This window comes from Leptolyngbya sp. CCY15150, assembly GCF_016888135.1.
Taxonomy (GTDB): domain Bacteria; phylum Cyanobacteriota; class Cyanobacteriia; order RECH01; family RECH01; genus RECH01.
On sequence record NZ_JACSWB010000278.1, the window covers coordinates 306,435 to 325,365 of the forward strand.

General features: G+C 54.9%; 14 protein-coding genes. 7 read left to right on the top strand and 7 right to left on the bottom strand.

The window, feature by feature from the left end; all coding sequences use genetic code 11:
• Positions 1-116 precede the first annotated feature (116 nt).
• Positions 117-2,024, bottom strand: coding sequence for a DNA primase (dnaG, locus tag JUJ53_RS21905; RefSeq protein ID WP_204154143.1), 1,908 nt, complete (start codon positions 2,022-2,024; stop codon positions 117-119).
• Positions 2,025-2,687: 663 nt separating this feature from the next.
• On the opposite strand from dnaG, the gene JUJ53_RS21910 reads away from it, so the two are divergent.
• Positions 2,688-4,034: an N-acetylmuramoyl-L-alanine amidase gene (locus JUJ53_RS21910; protein WP_204154144.1), complete on the top strand. Its 1,347-nt coding sequence runs from the start codon at positions 2,688-2,690 to the stop codon at positions 4,032-4,034.
• Between the two features lie 260 nt (positions 4,035-4,294).
• Here the strand turns inward: JUJ53_RS21910 and JUJ53_RS21915 are convergent, their stop codons facing one another.
• The 3 genes from JUJ53_RS21915 to murC form a co-directional block, all read right to left on the bottom strand.
• The gene (locus JUJ53_RS21915; RefSeq protein WP_204154145.1) at positions 4,295-4,645 is read right to left on the bottom strand and encodes a YbaB/EbfC family nucleoid-associated protein; all 351 of its coding nucleotides are present in this window, start codon (positions 4,643-4,645) and stop codon (positions 4,295-4,297) included.
• A 313-nt stretch (positions 4,646-4,958) separates the two neighbouring features.
• Complete coding sequence (gene murB, locus JUJ53_RS21920) at positions 4,959-5,981, bottom strand: UDP-N-acetylmuramate dehydrogenase (RefSeq protein ID WP_204154146.1); 1,023 nt, start codon at positions 5,979-5,981, stop codon at positions 4,959-4,961.
• Positions 5,982-6,175: 194 nt separating this feature from the next.
• Positions 6,176-7,684, bottom strand: coding sequence for a UDP-N-acetylmuramate--L-alanine ligase (murC, locus tag JUJ53_RS21925; RefSeq protein ID WP_204154147.1), 1,509 nt, complete (start codon positions 7,682-7,684; stop codon positions 6,176-6,178).
• A gap of 764 nt (positions 7,685-8,448) precedes the next feature.
• Here murC and nadD point away from each other — a divergent pair.
• Both nadD and JUJ53_RS21935 read left to right on the top strand, forming a co-directional pair.
• Entirely contained in the window at positions 8,449-9,141 is a 693-nt protein-coding gene (gene nadD, locus JUJ53_RS21930) for a nicotinate (nicotinamide) nucleotide adenylyltransferase (protein WP_204154148.1), read from the top strand.
• A gap of 185 nt (positions 9,142-9,326) precedes the next feature.
• The gene (locus JUJ53_RS21935) at positions 9,327-10,340 is read left to right on the top strand and encodes a type I glyceraldehyde-3-phosphate dehydrogenase (protein ID WP_204154149.1); all 1,014 of its coding nucleotides are present in this window, start codon (positions 9,327-9,329) and stop codon (positions 10,338-10,340) included.
• A gap of 122 nt (positions 10,341-10,462) precedes the next feature.
• On the opposite strand, the gene JUJ53_RS21940 is transcribed toward JUJ53_RS21935, so the two are convergent.
• Positions 10,463-11,170: a response regulator transcription factor gene (locus tag JUJ53_RS21940; protein ID WP_204154150.1), complete on the bottom strand. Its 708-nt coding sequence runs from the start codon at positions 11,168-11,170 to the stop codon at positions 10,463-10,465.
• Positions 11,171-12,078: 908 nt separating this feature from the next.
• On the opposite strand from JUJ53_RS21940, the gene JUJ53_RS21945 reads away from it, so the two are divergent.
• Positions 12,079-12,684, top strand: coding sequence for a CPP1-like family protein (locus JUJ53_RS21945; protein WP_204154151.1), 606 nt, complete (start codon positions 12,079-12,081; stop codon positions 12,682-12,684).
• Between the two features lie 35 nt (positions 12,685-12,719).
• Here the strand turns inward: JUJ53_RS21945 and JUJ53_RS21950 are convergent, their stop codons facing one another.
• Both JUJ53_RS21950 and JUJ53_RS21955 read right to left on the bottom strand, forming a co-directional pair.
• Positions 12,720-13,412, bottom strand: a complete 693-nt coding sequence (locus JUJ53_RS21950; protein WP_204154152.1) for an HAD family hydrolase — start codon at positions 13,410-13,412, stop codon at positions 12,720-12,722.
• Between the two features lie 453 nt (positions 13,413-13,865).
• Entirely contained in the window at positions 13,866-14,309 is a 444-nt protein-coding gene (locus JUJ53_RS21955; RefSeq protein ID WP_204154153.1) for a universal stress protein, read from the bottom strand.
• Positions 14,310-14,418: 109 nt separating this feature from the next.
• Between JUJ53_RS21955 and JUJ53_RS21960 the strand changes: the two genes are divergently transcribed.
• The 3 genes from JUJ53_RS21960 (at position 14,419) to JUJ53_RS21970 (ending at position 18,790) form a co-directional block, all read left to right on the top strand.
• Positions 14,419-14,559, top strand: a complete 141-nt coding sequence (locus tag JUJ53_RS21960) for a hypothetical protein (protein ID WP_204154154.1) — start codon at positions 14,419-14,421, stop codon at positions 14,557-14,559.
• Positions 14,560-14,705: 146 nt separating this feature from the next.
• Entirely contained in the window at positions 14,706-16,100 is a 1,395-nt protein-coding gene (locus tag JUJ53_RS21965; protein ID WP_204154185.1) for an alanine/glycine:cation symporter family protein, read from the top strand.
• A 218-nt stretch (positions 16,101-16,318) separates the two neighbouring features.
• Entirely contained in the window at positions 16,319-18,790 is a 2,472-nt protein-coding gene (locus tag JUJ53_RS21970) for an endonuclease MutS2 (protein ID WP_343328009.1), read from the top strand.
• The last annotated feature ends 141 nt before the right edge of the window (positions 18,791-18,931 follow it).

Below are 18,931 nucleotides of genomic sequence, written 5' to 3' on the forward strand. Positions count from 1 at the left end.
ACCATGCGGTTGAATGTTCGGATTCCACTCCCGTTCGCTTGCCTCTCATCATGCCTCGACAGGTCATCTGCACCCACCATGAATGGTCACATCCTGTCTGTGGCACAACGGGGCATCTAGAGGGACGGTGTTTGCGCTAGATCTTCAAAGCTGGTGCGGCGCTGCTCCTCTTGCAGTTCTCGAATGCGCTGCTTCTCGGCATACATTTGCCGTTGATAGTCGTAGGCGCGATCGGGTTCTTGGTCGCAGTCGGTTTCTTTCCAGCGGGTATTGAGATGGCGAAACCGTTTTTCACACATCACCTGCTCGATCGCTGCTGCCGCCCCCCGCACCACTAGGGGCGCACGCAGAACATCGCGCTGCGTCTTTTCATCCAGTTGAAAAATATGTTGAATGGTTTGCAACTGCCCAGGAATGCTGGCGTAGTGATCATGCACGCGATCTATCAAGGCGGTATCGGCTTCGATCGGGTGGGTTTGGAGTTGATGGATCACCTGCCAAAGCTGGCGGTGGTAGCTCATGCCAAAGTCTAGGTCGCGCTCATTCATGGTGGCGATGATCAGCGGCCGATGGTCTGGAAGATGCAGATAAATCCGTAGGAGTTGGGCTTCTGATTCATCCATGAGGGAGCGATCGCCCGGCCGTTGCCATTTCCGCGATCGCCCGTGCCAGCGCTGTCCTCGCACTTGGTTGCGCAGGTCGTCTTCCAATCGCACCACCATGCGGGCATCCCCTTGGCTGAGCAGTTCGGCGCAGCGATGAATATAGTGGGTGCGCAGGGTAGCATTGGGAAGATTGCCCAGCAGCTTCACCATGCTTTGGGTCGCTTGCTGGAACTGATCGGCTTGATTGAGATCGGCCTCCAGCAAAGTCTGCTGCAACTGCCAATCGAGCCAGAGGGGGGCTGTGTCTAGGAGGGTCTGATAGTCTTCTGCATGGTGGGTTTTGAGAAACTCATCGGGATCTTTGCCTTCAGGCATGGTCAACACCCGCAGTTGCACATCCCCCCGATAGGCCAGATCCGCCACCTCACCAATGGCTCGCTCGGCGGCCCGGACGCCCGCCGTATCGGCATCGAAGTTGAACACCACCTGCTTAGATTCGGTGTAGCGCAGAAGCTGACGAATTTGATCAACGCTCAGGGCGGTTCCCAGGGAGGCCACGGCATTCTCGATCCCGGCGGCATGGAGGGCAATCACGTCAAAATAGCCCTCGACGACGACGGCGCAGTCTTGCTTGGCGATCGCTGCTCGGGCTTTATCCAGACCAAATAGGGTTTTGCCCTTATCAAAAAGATCCGTTTCGGGAGAATTCAAATACTTCGGTTGATCATCCCCAAAGGCTCGCCCCCCAAAGGCAATCACCCGCCCCTGAGTATCGTGGATGGGGATCATCAAGCGATCGCGGAAGCGGTCATAGTAGCCATCTTGCCCTTGGCGAGGAATTATCAAGCCAGCCTTTTCCACCAGTTCGGCTGGGTAGCGCTTTTGTTCCACCAGATAGCCATAGAGCGTCTGCCAGCCGGCTGGGGCATAGCCCAACTGAAACCGCTGCATGGTGCGATCGCTGAGATGGCGTGCCGCTTGGAGGTACTGCAGGGCTGCCTCTCCTGAGGACTGATGCAGGGCATGTTCATAGAACCGGGCCGTGAGCGCCACAATTTCATAGAGCTGATCCCGCAGGGATAGCTGGCGCTGAAGTTCTTGGCGCTGAGCGGGTTCGAGGGTTTTAACCGGGACTTGATAGCGCTTGGCTAGGTCTAGGACAACGTCACTAAAGGAACGCTTGCCCAGCTCCATCAAAAAGGTGAGGGCATTGCCGCCGGCACCGCAGCTAAAGCAATAGTAAAACTGCTTGCTGGGACTGACGCTAAAGCTGGGGGATTTATCATCGTGGAACGGACATAGGCCCGTAAAATCTTTACCGCGCTTGCGCAGCACCACGTGGTCGGAGACGATATCGACAATATCGGCCCGTTCCTTGACGGCATCAATGGTATCGGGGTGAAGGCGAGGGATGTCCATGGAGAGCTGGTAGGCAGGGGCGATCGCCCAGGAAGACGAAGGGGACTGGGAATTCGCAAACGACTACGGTTGGGATGCTGACCGGGAAGCGATCGCTTTCTACAGGCAAACCGTTCTAGAGATATCTATCCTAGCGAAGGGATCTGGATTAGGTTGATGAGACGGCTAACGGAAGCCAGTTAGGATAGCGATCGCCTCTAGCCAAGTAACGGGAGGATGCCTGGAGGTACCGATGACGCTGCCGCTGAATGGGTGGGTACTCTATATCTAGCGCCACTATACGAGAAAATCCTGGGGATCCGCAAGGGCGATCGCCAGCCACAACGTCAGCCTAGGCTTAGCTCAGGGTTCCTGTGGGGGCAATGACAATAGCGGTACGACGATGGGCATCCCTCCATCAAGATTCATCGACAAGTTCGCCCGAATCTCTACATATGGTAGTAAGCTAATGGGCACTTCTGACCATACTTTTCGCACCATACTTTTCGCACAGTGCTGATGAGATGGGGCGATCGCCTCTAGACCGTGAGCGCCCTAGGGTGGTTAAGATGTCTGCGGACTAGGGTACCCTCATGCTCTGGGCGATCGCTAAGCTGCTTGGGGGATCGCACAGGTGATCCACTCAGCCATCTCATCCGTCAACAGAACCGTAGAGGACAGCACATGGGACGTATTTTTATCTCGGCCGGTCATGGGGGGACAGACAATGAACTGCTCGACCCAGGCGTTGTTGTAGGCGACACCACCGAAGCCCAAGAGATGATTCAAATTCGAGATCTGGTGGTTGCAGAGCTGCGATCGCGGGGTTTTGATGTGTTGGCGGTGCCTGATGACCTCGGTCTTGTGCAGTCGATTGACTGGATCAATGCCCGTGGACGCTTTGGTGATGTGGCGATCGAGATCAATGCCGATGCCTATACCAACCCGGAGGTGCGCGGGGCCAGCGTCTACCATATTGCCAACAACCAAGAGCGCCGTCGCCATGCCGAGCTGGTGCTGTTTGCCATGCTGCGCCGCTTGCCGGGCTATGTGAGTCGCGGAGCCCGCCCTGATACCACAACGGCTGTGGGGCGTTTGGCTTTTTGTCGATGGGTGGTCTTGCCCTCGTTGCTCATGCAGGTGGGGTTTCTCACCAATCCTGAGGATTTGCGCGTGTTGCAAACCCAGCGGAATGATGTGGCGCTGGGCATTGCTGATGGGCTGGCATCGTGGAGCCGCGCCCTCACCCAGGGCAGCACCCCTGATTCTAGCTATCCGCTCATTGATATTCAGCTCAACGGCTCACCCTACGGCGATCGCGGTATTTTGGTCAACGGTAATTCCTATATCCCGGTGGCGTTGGTGGATCAACTGGGAATTGACCTGTCGTCTGCTCCCGATGTGCGCCGGATCCAGCATCACAACATTGTGTATATCAAGGCGATTGACCTGCGGGATTTCAACATTTCTGTGGGCTGGGAGAAAGAAACACGCACCGTGACCCTACGCTCGATTCTCACCATCTGCCCCGGTGCCTTAGATCGGATCATGGGCCATGGCAATGTCCGAGACATGCAGTTGCTGATGTTTCTGAAAGCCAACAATGAAAATGTGGTAGAAACCTTTGCCAACCTGCCCAAATACTACCGAGAAGAGGGCAGCGTGGAGGGCGTCAACTACGACATCGCCTTTTCCCAAATGTGTCTGGAGACCAACTTTTTGCAGTTTGGCGGCGAGGTGTTGCCAGAGCAATATAATTTTGCCAGTCTGGCCAGCGCTAATGCTGAAGAGGTGGCGGCAACGTTTCCTAGCCAACGGGTGGGGGTGCGGGCCCATATTCAACACCTCAAGGCCTATGCCAGTCAGGAACCCTTGGTGTATGAACAGGTTGATCCCCGGTTTACCTTTGTCACTCGGGGGGTCGCTCCGCTGGTGGATCAGTTAAGTGGACGATGGTCGGCGGATCCAGGCTATGGCAGCAAAATCATGGCAATTTTGAAGCGTCTCTATGAGTCAGCCGATCTACTTTGATGTCTAGTCATAGCAAAGCAGAGAAGTAGCTGATCTACTCCTCCGCGTTGTTGGTTCATTGGTTCCCAAGTTATCGAGTCCCAAGACTATCTTGGCCTCGGGATGCGATCGGGACGATGTCATATATCAAATCTGGTTAGATGCGCTGTTCATTCGAGGCCTTGTCAGCACCCGAATGTCTGTAACCCCTTTATGAAGGGGCAGCGCAGCAGGGGATCGAATGCAATCTCCCACCATGATTCATCCAACCGGACTTGATATTACATTCCGGGCAGGTTTAAGCCGCCGGTGAGTTCTTCCATCCGCTCGCGCATGGTGGTGGTGGATTTCTCATAGGCATCTTTCATCGCCGCCAAGACGAGGTCCGAGAGCATCTCTGCACCTTCATTGATGGCTTCAGACGTCACTTCAACCCGACGAGGTTCTTGGTTACCGCTGAGGAAGACTTTGACTTGCCCGCCTGCCGAGGTTCCTTCAATTTCTAGCTCTTCTAGCTCTTGCTGCAGCCGTCGAGCGCCTTCTTGCACCTGTTGGGCTTTTTTGAACGCATCGGCAAGCTCTTTCATTTTGCCAAGACCAAAGCCGCCGCCAAATCCCTGTCCTTGCGTCATAGTTCTCTCGTTACCCATTGTGTTGATCATAGTATGTGTCTCTGTATTGTTCAGGGGAGCGACGTGCTCATCCGAACATTCAGAGCCCTGCAACCCTTGACTTAGGAGTCGATGCTGTCGCGTCACCAGCTAGGGGCTAGAGGAAGCGATCGCTGCTGCCAACGTCAAGGAGCGGTTGCGGTAAAATTGTACTGCCAGGATCGATCAAAAGCTAACAGCATCCCTAGAGACAAACGCTCCAATCGTTGATGCTCTTGGACAGTCCTGCCCTCTTATCTTAGCGGCTGTCGTGATCAATGCCCGCAAAAAACGGTTAGACGGCCTGGAACTCGCCCAGCAGTCTGACTTCGGGCTCTAGGGTCATAGACCATTGATGGTAAACCGTCTCTTGGACATGATGAATTAAGCGGAGAATGTCGCTGGCGCTAGCACCACCACAGTTCAAAATAAAATTGGCATGGCGCTCGGCCACTTGGGCCCCGCCAATTTGGTAGCCCTTCAGCCCCGCTTGTTCAATGAGCCAGCCAGCGCTGTAAGGCTGGGGATTACGAAAGACGCTGCCACAGCTAGGCAGGTGGTAGGGCTGGGTGGTGCGCCGACGCTCTAGGTGCTCGGAGGTTTGCTCTAGGACAAACTGGGCATCGGCTCCAGGCTTGAGCTGCAGAGTGGCTTGGGTGACTAAGCGGCGATCGCCCTGGAGGTTGGAGGTGCGATAGGCATAGCCCAAGGCCGATGGAGCAAGCTGGTTGAGGCTATGGTCGGGCGACAGCACCAAGACAGACACCAGGATATCTTCCATGGTTAGCCCATGGGCTCCAGCATTCATGACCACCGATCCTCCCAAGCTGCCGGGAATGCCAACGGCCCACTCTAGCCCTTGTAAGCCTCGATGGGCGGCCTGCCAAGCCAGTTTAGCCATCGGTACGCCAGCTTCCGCCGTAACTCGCCCGTCGTCATAAAATTGAATGCTGCGCAGGTATCGAGTGGAAATGACGAGCCCTGGTACGCCCTGATCGCTGACCAAGAGGTTAGATCCTGCTCCCAGCAAGGTAATGGGAACCGATTGGCGATCGCCCCAATCGAAGCTAGCGTATAGCTCATCCATGGTGCGTGGCGTGACATAAAATTCAGCGGGGCCGCCCACTCGAAAGGAGGTCAACCCAGATAATGGAACCCGTTGTTTGATGAGGCAGTCGTAACCGTCTAGCGGAATCGGATCGCGCTGTGCTCCAATTGGTGTAAACCTTGACGGAGAACCACCCTCCCCCAACGGCACAACCGCACGCGTAAGCTGGGATGCCTGGTGCCGAACGGGAGGTTCTTGAGATAGTGTCATGATTGCACAGGTTGTAGAATGCGTTGACATAAAGTAGAAGGCGCTGATCGAGCAGGCTCAAACGCTGAAGCCGCTCGGCGCATGGTTCGCACCCTGGTTAGAGTCTGTCAAGGTAGGAGGTGACGGATGCCCAAGAGACGATCTGGGGACGGATTCCTCAATGGGATAGGTGATGATACAGGTCACAGATATAGCTACAGGGCTGCTTGGGCTGGTTCAACGTAGTCTTCATAAAAACGAACCAAATCTGGGATGACCTGGTTTAAGTTACCAGCGCCTAAAAATAAAACTAGATCGCCAGGAACTAAATGAGTTTCTAGATAGTGCACGACATCGTTCAGTGTCGGCTGATACTGAACATGGGAATGCTGGCTGGCGATCGCCTCTGCCAAGGCCCGTCCCGTAACGCGACCTAGATTAGACTCCCCTGCGCTGTAGATGTCGGTAGACACCACTAGATCAGCATTCCCAAAGGAGCGAGAAAACTCTTCCATAAAGGTTTCTGTGCGGCTATAGCGATGGGCTTGAAATACCGCTACAACTCGACGGCGATCGCCGGAAGGCATCTCGGCCCGCAGGCGCGCTGCGGCTAGCGTGGCTTCAATTTCACTGGGATGATGGGCATAGTCATCGATAAAGGTAATGCCATAGGCGTCGCCTCGATGTTCGAAGCGCCGTCGGGCTCCTTCAAACGTTAGTAGACTATCGGCAATGTCTTCAAACGAGACGCCCAAATATCGGCTAGCGGCAACCGTTGCTAGAGCATTGCTGAGGTTATGGGTTCCTAAAATCGACAGGGTGAGACGACCAAGACGTTCTCCGCGCTCCCAAACATCGGCGGCGGTGCCCTCTGAGCTATAGACCACGTCTGTGACGGTGTAGTCAGCCTGTTTATCAGGATTTAGACTGTAGGTGATGTCAGGTTGGAGCGATCGCTCTACGGCTTCAGAGTCAATGCAAGCGACCAAGGTCTGGCACTGACTGGCAAACTGCTGAAAGATGCTAATCACCTCATCTAATGTGGTGTAATGATCAGGGTGATCTAGCTCAATATTGGTCACGATGCCAATGTGACCCCGCAGCTTAACGAGGGAGCCATCCGACTCATCCGCCTCTGCGACCAAATACTTACCCCGGCCAGAGCGAGCATTACCACCCCATGCTTTCACTTCACCTCCCACCACAATTGTGGGATCGAGCTGGGCATTCAGCAAAAGATATCCGAGCATACTGCTCGTTGTGGTTTTGCCGTGGGTGCCAGCCACCAGGATGCTGTGATATTCATCGGTTAAAGCTGCCAAAATGTCTGAACGATGGAACACAGGACAGCCCAAATCAAGGGCAGCTTGATATTCGGCATTGGCTGTGCTGATGGCTGTCGAACAGACAACTTGGGGCAGGTAATGCTCAGCTAGGGACGATGGGACGGCAGTCGTTACCGTCCCTTCACGATCCAAACTTGTGTTGGCTAGACGCGATCGCTCTGCTTCCGGGCAATAGTAATGCAGATTCGTTGCGTCTTGGCTCCAAAAGATATGGGCACCTTCTTCCTGGAGCCGCTGAGTGATATGACTCAATCGAAGATCAGAACCGGAGACTGGTAAGTTTCGTTTGGCCAAGATGTAGGCGAGGGCCGACATTCCAATTCCACCGATACCGATGAAATGAAACGGCCTCCCGCTGAAATCAACGGAATTCAGCATTCTAGCTCCTTAAACACCACACCACACCGATAACACGCGCTATCATAACAAGAATTACAAGTTTGCGAAATCGCTGAAGTTAATTACTCAACTAAGATTTCAGGTCTTGTGCAGCTTGGCTCTTGTGCTAGATTCCTGGCCCTTCGATGGTTTAAGCACTTAGGGAGCCATAAGTATTTGTGCGGATATTAGATGGTTTCGTGGTCGGATTGTCCGTTACGTTTTCATCATGCATCCGCGAGCTGCAGGTTGAACAGCAGGTGATCGATTCTACTGAATCGTCAGTTTAGAGCAGACGTCTAGGGGGCGGCCCCTGTTTTGCACGTTAACGAGACGTCTCACCAAGCCTACCGCCTATTCCCCATAATTGATACCGATGATCACGTTCTAGAAAAGTTTGGGGGCAACATTGCTGCTCTTTACACCTTCAAACGTGGTCGACAAACCACCCCATTCCATAGGGCAGAGGTTGGAAGATTTCTAGACAATGAGATGCTGACGAGCTGGCTTTCAATGGAGGCATTGAAGAGCCTAAACTCTGATGGTTTTTTTGTACTTCGGAGGCGATCGCCCCTGATCCGTACATTCGTTTGAAACGTTTGAAAATTGTTTTTGAGTATATGCGGCTTCTTGGCAATATGGGTAAGATTGCAACGCATTGTTGAGTTGATGCATCCATCCAAAAGACATAGTCCGAAAGGCCTATGGGGTGAGTGTATGGGTTCTAAACTTAGGCTGTTCTGCTCTTTCCCTCCCGAATGACTGTGGTTGCTCCCTCGTCTCTCTGCCCTCAACGGCTGGCGCTTTTGGGCGGCGCATTTAACCCACCCCACTGGGGACATCTCCATTTGGCACAGGCGGCCTACGACCAAGGGCAGTTAGATCAGGTGTTGTGGGTGCCAAGCTACAGTCCTCCCCATAAGTCTGACCCAGCCCTACCGAGCTGGCAGCAGCGGATGCAGTTAGTAGACTTGGCGATCGCCCCCTATCCTCAGTTTCATCTCTGGCAACCCCCGCACCTGCCGCCACCCCGCTATGGAGTCGATCTGTTGCACACCCTCCAGCAGCAGTATGCGCCCCAAACCCATTGGGTTTGGATTGTAGGAGCCGACACCTTTCAAACCCTGCCCCGTTGGTATCGCGTGCTTGAGGTTGCTCCCAAGTGTGACTGGTTGGTGGCACCTCGTCTTGGGGATCTGTCTGGGGAGCCATCTGGGGAGCCGTTTGGGGATGATGTCGCTGGGCATTCTCAGCAGCATTGTCAGCAGGTGGGAGAGCAGGTTGCCCATGCCTTGCGCGATCAGGGGGTGGATCTCACCTGGCGCTGCCTCAACATGCCGGTGATACCCATGTCCTCCACCGATATTCGTCAACGATGTCGCGATCGCCAGCCGATTGATCACTTAGTTCCAGAGGCGATCGCCACCTATTTGAACGATCACCCGCTCTATGGCTAGGGGCCGTTGATGGTTCTGGAGATGGAGAAGGGGCCTGATTTTTTGGGAATGGAGCGATCGCCTATGAATAAAGGAATTGGCCCGAGTTTCTACCCCGATCCCCTATTGAGACGGGTACACCTAAAAGTGTATGATTTGATTCAACAATAGCGATTAACAATAGTACATACAGAGGGCAAGGCGCAGTGATTAGAGTAGCGATTAACGGTTTTGGACGCATCGGACGTAACTTTTTGCGGTGTTGGCTGACGCGTAGCGATAGTCAGCTTGATGTGGTTGCTATTAACGATACATCTGATCCAAAAACCAACGCCCATCTTCTTAAGTATGACTCTATGCTGGGCAAGCTGGATGCAGATATTGAAGCTGCTGAAAACGCCATCATTGTTAACGGCAAAACGATTAAATGCGTCTCCGATCGCAACCCTCTTAACCTCCCTTGGAAAGATTGGGGCATTGACCTAATTATTGAATCGACAGGGGTGTTTGTCTCTGAAGAAGGTGCGTCTAAGCATATCGAAGCCGGTGCCAAAAAAGTCTTGATTACCGCTCCGGGCAAAGGTGGCAACATTGGTACCTTTGTGATGGGTGTGAACCACGACCAGTACAAGCACAGTGACTACAATGTGCTGAGCAACGCAAGCTGCACCACCAACTGCCTAGCACCTGTGGTCAAGGTCATTCATGAGCAGTTTGGCATCATCAAAGGCACCATGACCACCACCCACAGCTACACGGGTGACCAACGCATCCTAGACGCCAGCCACCGCGACCTGCGTCGGGCTCGGGCTGCTGCCGTCAACATCGTTCCCACATCCACCGGTGCCGCCAAGGCCGTTGCTTTGGTTCTCCCTGACCTGAAGGGCAAGCTCAACGGTATCGCCATGCGGGTGCCAACCCCCAACGTCTCCGTGGTGGACTTGGTGGCTCAAGTGGAAACCAGCACCATTGCAGAACAGGTGAACCAAGCGCTGAAAGAAGCGTCTGAAACCACCCTTAAAGGTGTTCTAGACTACACTGACCTGCCCCTAGTCTCCTCGGACTACCGCAAGACGGATGCTTCCTCCATCATTGACGGTCAGCTCACCATGGTGATGGGCGGCGACATGGTGAAAGTGATTGCTTGGTATGACAACGAATGGGGCTACAGCCAACGGGTGGTTGACCTCGCTGAAGTGGTGGCTCAACGCTGGGAATAAGCGATAAGCGATCGCCTTAAATAAACAGCGTGAAGGGGGCACCGTAGTGGTGCCCCCTTTGTCTTAGCGTTTCCTGACCATGAGGTGCCGTAACGTTAGAGATGAGACTGGTGGCTGTAGGCCTAGCTCCCCGAGACCATCTCCGGAGCCTCAAACTTATAGCCAACCCCCCGCACCGTTTGAATCAGAGCTGGCTGAGTCGTGTCGATTTCAATCTTTTTGCGGATTTGCCCGATATGGACATCCACGACCCGCTGATCGCCCACATACTCGTAGTCCCACACTTTTTGAATCAGCTCTGCCCGTCGCCACACCCGTCCAGGATTGCTGGCTAAAAAGTGCAGCAGGTCAAACTCTAAGGCAGTCAGCGCTACCAAACTGCCCTCCAGCAACACCTCTCGGCGCACGGGATCAATCATGAGATTGTTGAACTTGAGGCGCTGTTGTTCCGCCGTGGTGACCGGGCGTTGGCGCTTTAAGATGGCTCCAACCCGTACCTCTAATTCTCCCAAACTGAAGGGTTTGGTGAGGTAATCATCTGCCCCTTGGGAAAATCCGCGGATTTTGTCAGCTTCGTCGGAGCGACTGGTGAGCATCAACACAAAAACACCCGTGCGATTTTGCATGTCTTGGCAAAGGGTGTAGCCCGTTGCATCGGGCAGATTCACATCCAAAATGACTAAGTCAGGATTGAATTGCTCAAAAATGGCCATCGCCGTTTTGCCATCTTCCGCAGATTCCATCTGGTAGTTCTGCTTGGAAAGGAAGCGATGGATGAGGGTGCGGATGGACGGATCGTCATCAACAACAAGAATTTTGGGTGAGCCCATGGCCGTGACTTAACTCAAAAGTAACGAACGTAAGCACTGAATATGACTAGGTTGATCAGCCGTCAGTTGATGAAACCATTGTAGAGAGAAGAGGCGAAAAACCGGTTCTCTCTACCCTGAACTCTCGCTGTCATTCAGGGGGCAGGATCTTCTGAAGGTGCGTCTATCGACATAATCAAGATAGGTCTCAGTGACATCGGTGAACTATGTGCGGTAGAGGTTGTGTTTAGGAACAAGACAATAGCAGATGCCTAACAACAACCTGAGATTTGAATATGGGCTAGAGGATAGAGCCCACGTCAACTATTCGTATAGGATTTTGTAAAATCTAACATTTAGTTGCCTCTTCCCCCATAGCATATCAAGCGATCTTGGCATCGGCTTGGCTTTAATCTTAGATTCTTTATGTCTACCGTACCCTAGATATTCAAGAGATGAGAGGAATTGCGAAGGAAACTAGGTGGTTGGTTAGAATAAATCCATTAGACCGCGTGAGTTGATTCCAAAATTTCTAGAAATTCTCCATCGCCACACTTGGGTTAGAAGAGTATGATGCATGGAAGGTTCTAGAGTGGGTATGCTCGTCTCATCGACCTTGATTCAACCTTTCTCCGTGGCAGCAGGGGGCAAGACATGAATCGGCAAGGGGAGGATGGGGTGGGCGATCGCCCGTTTGGAAATCACAGGTCAATCCTAGTTAATATCAAGAAAGCAAGAAAGATTTTGCTGACACGAACCATACTGTACGCTGGCAAGGCTTCAAGGAAGGGCGGTAGAACTCTAACGATTGGGTTTCTATCGAGTCATACAATTGTCAGGCAATTCCTAAAATCTTGTGGACAGTTTTCTTGCTGATCATAATTGACAACTCTAAATTAAGTACAGTGGGAGTCTTGCGGAGGTCTTAGATGAGAGAGCAAAGCGGTTATGAATTGCTCGGGGTCGGCGAAGATGCATCGTTTGAAGAAATTCAGCAGGCACGTAGTCGTCTGGTGGAAGAGTACAAAGACGATCGCAAGCAGCTAGAAGTGATTGAAACTGCCTACGACTCTGTGTTGATGGAGCGTCTACGCCTGCGCCAAGAGGGCAAAATTCCGGTGCCCGATCGCATTCGGTTTCCCGAGCGCCAGTTGGCCGATGCTCCGGTGAAACCAGCGCCAGCGACATCGGTACAAACGCCAGATTGGCTGCAGGGCGTGTTGGATACACCCAGTCGCACGGACATTCTTTGGCCGGGCGGCGTCATGCTGGCCACGGCAGTGATTGGCGTCATGGCTCCGCCGGCAGCTTTGGCCATTGGCATTGGCGCTAGCATTTACTTCATTAGCCGTAAAGAACGTAAGTTTGGCCGGGCGGTCTTAATTACATTCTTGGGCTTTTTTGGAGGGGTCTTCCTGGGCTCATGGCTGGGGGGCGTGCTGCTCACCCAAGGACTGTCGAGCATTGCTCCAGATGTGTTTGCCACCATGGTGACGCTGATTGCCCTGTGGCTGACGAGCAGCTTTTTCCGGTAGTGCCGGTTTGCCAGACCTAGGGCCAAACCTAGGAACTAGGGAGTGATGTTCTCGTGGTCTAGAACCAGATCAACGGCAGCGACCAAGTTATCCACAATGAAGTGGGGGGCATGGTGGCTCAGTTGTTCACGGTTGCGAATGCCCGATAGGACAGCGATCGCCTTAATGCTGTAGCGATGGGCGGCGGCTAGGTCTGCCTCGGTATCGCCGATCATCCAGTTGGAGGCGGGGGGCAGCTCTGCCATGGCCCGTTCCATCAAACGCGGCTTGTCTTCCACATCGCTGGTTTTCACGTAGTCATTGCTGAGGCAATAGCGGCGATCGCTGGGGAAAAAGCGTCCGAGGTCATAGCGAGCAAAGGCGTCGTCTAGCTCTCGTTCTCGGCGCATGGTCATGACGGCTAGGTCGATGCCCAGGGACTGGATGCGTTCTAGGGTGGCGATCGCTCCTGGTACGGGCTGATCGTACTTGAGGTAGGGCAGGGTATGTACCGTTTTGCGGCGATATCGGGCAAAGATTTCCGCTTGTCTTTCATCGAGTCCAGAAATACGCCCAATCTGACGTTCGGGCACTTGGGCCCGCTTCAGTTCCCAAAAGTCTGCTTTGGATAGACAATTCAGCGGTTGATCTGGGCGACCCACCTGCTCTAGCCCAATTTGATAGACCTGGTAATAGCGCTCCGACACGTCCATGATCGGGCCGTCAAAGTCAGTGATAAGTCTTAGCATTCAGCGAAAGGTTGAGATGATCTAGGTTGCTGTTACGTTTTATCACAGACTGGGGCTCTGTAGATGTCGTCTGAAGCGATTGAGGCGCGATCGCTCCCTTGCCAGTCGGGAGTCTAACGGAGATCTCGCTGTGTAAACGTGAGGGCAATACCCACTTGTATCTTCTCCCATTGACGTCATGGAACGCCCATAGAAGATCCATAGAACGTCTAGGAATGCTGCCCGTGGCTTTGTAGGGGGTGCCCCAGGGAAGCGATTCCATGGCGGGACTCGGCGTTAGGTGATCTTTAAAAGAAAAAAACCGGCAGAGTCTTAGGTCCACCGGGCTGTTAGTCAACTAGCACTCACGTTATCCGAGGGGTAGGGCAAATCGTCAGGATAGTCTGATCAAGTTGTTCCCCAAAACCAAACTTTTTATACATTCTGTGGGGCCCGTGCCAACTAGGTGATACCCTAGCGCCGGAGGACTAGAACTGGGCAGGGCGATCGCCGCACCACGCGTTCTGCAACCGATCCCAGCATCAGGCGGCCCATGCCCGTGCGCCCGTGGGAGGGAATCACAATCAGAGATATGTGCTGCTCTTTGGCGTAGCGAATGATTTCGATGCTGGGTGTGCCAATGAGCACCGTGAACTGCACTTTCTCGTAAGGTTTGCTGGAGAAGCGATCGCGAAAGCTTTGCTCGACATGCTGTTGACGACTGGCGGTATTCACCGTTTGCCAAGTGATGCCGGGCTCCCCCGGACTGAGGGGCGGCAAGACATGCAGGATATGTAAATGGGATGGATCGCCTACCCAGGTGAGGGCAGCGGTTTGGGCGGCAAAGGCGGCATCGGAGAAGTCAATGGGGACGAGGACGCGGCTGAGACCGCTGAGATTGATATCTAAGGGCTCCATCGTCATGCTCCTGATTTATGGTCAACCATGGGGGCGGGGATGCTGTAAGTCTCCCATCCCATTCTTGACAGTGACCTAGGTTAAAATGCGGTTAATTCCGTCAAGATTTGTGTCGTATCGGTCAGGTGTGGCTTCAGCGCGGCTGAGTCTGCCAGGTCTGGGTATCCCAGCGATCGCCTGTGACCGAGAAGCGATCGCTCGACGGCGACTCGTTAGACTGATCAGTTCCCTGACGTGGTTGGAGCTATAGTGCCCTTGGATGATAGTCGTTGGCAAGAATGGGGCGGTGTTTGGCTTGAGGGGCTTGGCCAGGGCCTGCAATCCCTAGATAACGGCTTCACCTGGTGGGTGGAGCGGGTGATTTCCCCTGTGTTGTTCTACGATGCCGGCACGGGAATGCCTTTCTTGGTGCTGTGGCTGCTGCTGGGCGGGCTGTTTTTCACTCTACGCATGGGGTTGATTAACCTGCGGGGCTTTGCCCATGCCATTGCGGTGTTGCGCGGTCGCTATGATGCTGCCGATGAGGTGGGGGAAGTGTCCCATTTCCAGGCTCTGTCCACGGCCCTGTCTGCCACCATTGGTCTGGGCAATATTGCCGGGGTGGCGATCGCCATCCACTTGGGCGGGCCCGGGGCCGTCTTTTGGATGACCCTAGCCGCTCTACTGGGTATGAGCAATAAGTTTGTGGAATGTACCCTCGGGCAGATGTACCGGGTGGTGCGTCCCGACGGCACGGTGGTGGGCGGCCCCATGTATTACCTGTCGCAAGGGCTAGCAGAACGGGGGCTGGGCCGGCTGGGGCAGATTTTGGCGGGGATGTTTGCCCTGTTTTGCCTGTTGGGCACCTTGGGAGCCTCTACCCTGTTTCAAGCCAATCAATCCTATCAAGCGATCGCCACCGTGGTTCCAGCTCTCGCAGACTGGGACTGGCTCTATGGGGCGGTGTTGGCTGGCTTGGTGGGTTTGGTGTTGATTGGTGGCGTGCAGCGGATTGGCTGGGTGACCAGTCGCTTGGTGCCCTTGATGTGTGGCCTCTATGTAGGTGCGGCGCTGTGGGTGTTGCTGTCCCATGCGACGGAGATTCCGGGGGCGATCGCCACCATTGTCCAAGGTGCCTTTTCCCCGCAAGCGGTGGAGGGGGGCTTTGTGGGGGTGCTGGTGCAGGGATTGCGGCGATCGGTCTTTTCCAACGAGGCGGGCATTGGCTCGGCAGCGATCGCCCATGCGGCCTCCCGCACCCGTGAACCGATTCGGGAAGGAATTGTGGCCATGCTGGAGCCGTTTATTGATACGGTGATTGTCTGCAACATGACCGCCCTAGTGGTGATCATCACCGGCACCTATCGGGATCCTGCCCTGGCGGGGGTGAGCGGGGCGGAGTTGACGAGTATCGCCTTTGGTTCGGTGATCAGTTGGTTTCCCTTGGTGTTGGCGATCGCCGTCTTTTGCTTTGCCTTCTCCACGGTGATTTCCTGGGGCTACTATGGCGAACAGAGCTGGGATTATCTGCTCGGCGACCTGGGGCGGCGTACCCATGGGCTGTATAAACTGCTGGTGTTGGCGGGGGTGTTTATTGGGGCGATCGCTGATCCGCAAGCGGTGATTGAATTTGGGGATGGCATGATGCTGTCGATGGCCGTGCCCAATCTGCTGGGGCTGTATCTGATGACCGGCATGGTGACCAGGGAGCTGCGTCGCTATATGACCCGCCTCAAAGCCGGAGCCTTTGAGCCCGTCTTGGTGTCTCAATCTGTCCCAGGGAAGCGATCGCCGGTGGATAGCCGTCCTTAGTACTGCAAGACAGAAGAATGAAGATAGAAAAACGAAAAAAACTTCCAGGACACACAAGGGTTCCTGCCTTAGCAACTCAGCGGGTTACTTCCGCCTCGGAGTACGAGTGCCTGCACAAACCTCGGTTGGTGATGAATAATTGAAATAGACCCGTGTGCCCTGGGCTTGCCTAACCGGCCGGGATGTTCCTCCAGTCCTTTACCCTTCTGCCACTTGCCTTGAGCCTTCCCACCCCCATTCAGCTTGATACCCTAGACCTCCTGGAGTGGCCCCGCCTCTGCCAGCATCTGGCCACGTTTACGGCCACGAAGCTGGGAGCGGTTGCGGCCCGCCAGATTCGCATTCCGACGGCGTTGTCGGAAAGTATGATCCTGCTTGCCCAAACCCAGGACATGGCGGAGCTAGAGCAGACCTTGAGCAGTCGGCTGTCCTTTGATGGCATCCAAGACATTGGCGATGCCCTCGAACGATCGGCGCTGCTGGGCGTGTTGGGGGGAACGGAACTGCTGGCGATCGCCACTACCCTGTCCGGTGTGCGCAACCTGCGGCGCGTTATTGATGCCCATGCCGCCGTCCCGACCTTGAAAACCCTGGTCACCGATTTGCGTACCTATCCAGACCTGGAGCAGCAGATCCACCACTGCATTGACGATAACGGCCAGGTGGCTGACCGGGCTAACCCTGCCCTGCGCGGCATTCGCGACAGCATCCGCAGTGTGCGTAGCCGCATCTACGATCAGTTACATCAAGTGCTCAACCGGCAAGCCAATGCGGTGCAGGAGCCGGTGATTACCCAACGGGGCGATCGCTTCGTGATTCCCGTCAAAGCGCCCCAGAAGGACGCGGTGCCCGGCATTGTCCATGATGTATCGGCGAGTGGCGCGACGCTTTACGTAGAGCCCCAGTCGATTATTAACCTGGGCAACCAAATCCGGCAGGCTTGGCGACAGGAGCGCGTGGAAGAGGAGAAAATTCTGCGAGACCTGAGTGCCGCCGTGGCAGCGGTGAAGCCGGATCTGGATCATCTGCTGGCGATCGCCACCCTCTTAGATCTAGCCATGGCTCGGGCTCGCTACGGTCTGTGGCTGAATGCCAACCCACCCCGCTTTGTTGAGCCTCAGGACGAAGCAGTGGTGCTGCGAGATCTGCGCCATCCCCTCCTGGTTTGGCAGCAGCACCATGAACAGGGCCCCGAGGTGGTGCCCATTAGTTTGACGATTCAGTCCCACATTCGGGTTGTCGCCATCACCGGCCCCAACACCGGCGGCAAAACCGTCACCTTGAAAACCTTGGGACTAGCTTGCCTCATGGCCAAAGCCGGTCTCTTTGTGCCGGCGCGGGAACCGGTGGAAATTCCCTGGTTTCAGGCCGTGCTGGCCGACATTGGAGACGAGCAATCCATTGAGCAAAGCCTGTCTACTTTTTCGGGGCACATTCGCCGTGTGGGACGGATTTTGGAGGCGATCGCCCCCGAGTCCACCGCCCCCGAGTCCATGGCCCCCGAGTCTACCGCTCCCGAGTCCACCGCTCCCGATGCCGACAATACCGCATCCCTGGCCAACGCCCTCGTCCTACTCGATGAAGTGGGAGCTGGCACCGATCCCTCAGAGGGCAGCGCCCTGGCCATTGCCCTGCTGCGTTATCTGGCGGATCATGCCCAGTTGACCATGGCCACCACCCACTTTGGCGAACTCAAAGCCCTCAAGTATGACGACGATCGCTTTGAAAATGCCTCAGTGGAATTCAATGACCAAACCCTGTCCCCTACCTATCGCCTGCTCTGGGGCATTCCCGGCCGCTCCAATGCCTTGGCGATCGCCCAGCGATTGGGACTAGATGTCAGCATTATCGATCAAGCCAGGGAATACGTCGGTCTGTCCGGTGCTGATGACGTCAACCAGGTGATTTCCGGCCTAGAAGCCCAGCGCCGCCATCAGGAAGAAAGTGCCAACGCCACGGCCAAGCTGCTGCGCCAAGCCGAACGCCTCCATGACGAAGTTTCCCGGAAGGCAGCCATGCTTAAGGAACGGGAGCGGGATCTGCAGCAGCAGCAAGAGCAGGCCATTCAAGCTGCGATCGCCCAGGCGCGGGAAGAGATTGCCCAGGTGATCCGCCGCCTGCAGCGCGGCCCCCAAACGGCCCAGGCTGCCCAGCGGGCCACCCAAGCCCTGCAGGGCATTGCCGAGGAGCAGCTCAACCCTACGCCCAAGCCGCCCAAGCCAGGCTTCCGTCCCCAGGTGGGCGATCGCGTGCGCATTCCCAAACTCGGGCAAACCGCTGAGGTGCTCACCCCGGCTGATGAGGATGGCGAACTGACCGTACGCTTTGGCATGATGAAAATGACCGTGTCCCTCGCAGATGTGGAATCGCTTCAGGGCGAAAAGGCAGAATTGCCTAAGGCAAAACCTGCTCCTGCACCGCCGCCCCCGCCGCCCCCCGCTCCGGCTGTGCGCACGTCTAAAAATACGGTCGATATTCGCGGCAGTCGAATTATGGATGCGGAGATGGCACTAGAAAAAGCGATCGCCCAAGCACCAGTTGGCCCCCTGTGGATTATTCACGGCAAAGGCACCGGCAAACTCCGGGCGGGGGTTCATGAATTTCTGAAGCAGCATCCCCAAATTACATCCTTTGATTTAGCCCTCCAATCCGATGGCGGTGCTGGGGTGACTGTTGCTCAGGTGAAGTGATCAAGCAATCCATCTTCTCTGGTTGTGTTCATGATGATGAAAGAATATAGCTTAATTCTTTTTGATTAGGACGAAGCTTCCTTCAGCACAAGCTCCATCGCCTCTCGTAAATTCGCAACGTCTCCCAATACTTTACGAATC

Bases quoted from the DNA above. Each gene is read 5' to 3' on its own strand.
- dnaG (WP_204154143.1), bottom strand. From the start codon at position 2,024: ATGGACATCCCTCGCCTTCACCCCGATACCATTGATGCCGTCAAGGAA.
- JUJ53_RS21910 (WP_204154144.1), top strand. From the start codon at position 2,688: ATGGGACGTATTTTTATCTCGGCCGGTCATGGGGGGACAGACAATGAA.
- JUJ53_RS21915 (WP_204154145.1), bottom strand. From the start codon at position 4,645: ATGACGCAAGGACAGGGATTTGGCGGCGGCTTTGGTCTTGGCAAAATG.
- murB (WP_204154146.1), bottom strand. From the start codon at position 5,981: ATGACACTATCTCAAGAACCTCCCGTTCGGCACCAGGCATCCCAGCTT.
- murC (WP_204154147.1), bottom strand. From the start codon at position 7,684: ATGCTGAATTCCGTTGATTTCAGCGGGAGGCCGTTTCATTTCATCGGT.
- JUJ53_RS21940 (WP_204154150.1), bottom strand. From the start codon at position 11,170: ATGGGCTCACCCAAAATTCTTGTTGTTGATGACGATCCGTCCATCCGC.
- JUJ53_RS21945 (WP_204154151.1), top strand. From the start codon at position 12,079: ATGAGAGAGCAAAGCGGTTATGAATTGCTCGGGGTCGGCGAAGATGCA.
- JUJ53_RS21950 (WP_204154152.1), bottom strand. From the start codon at position 13,412: ATGCTAAGACTTATCACTGACTTTGACGGCCCGATCATGGACGTGTCG.
- JUJ53_RS21955 (WP_204154153.1), bottom strand. From the start codon at position 14,309: ATGGAGCCCTTAGATATCAATCTCAGCGGTCTCAGCCGCGTCCTCGTC.
- JUJ53_RS21965 (WP_204154185.1), top strand. From the start codon at position 14,706: ATGCCTTTCTTGGTGCTGTGGCTGCTGCTGGGCGGGCTGTTTTTCACT.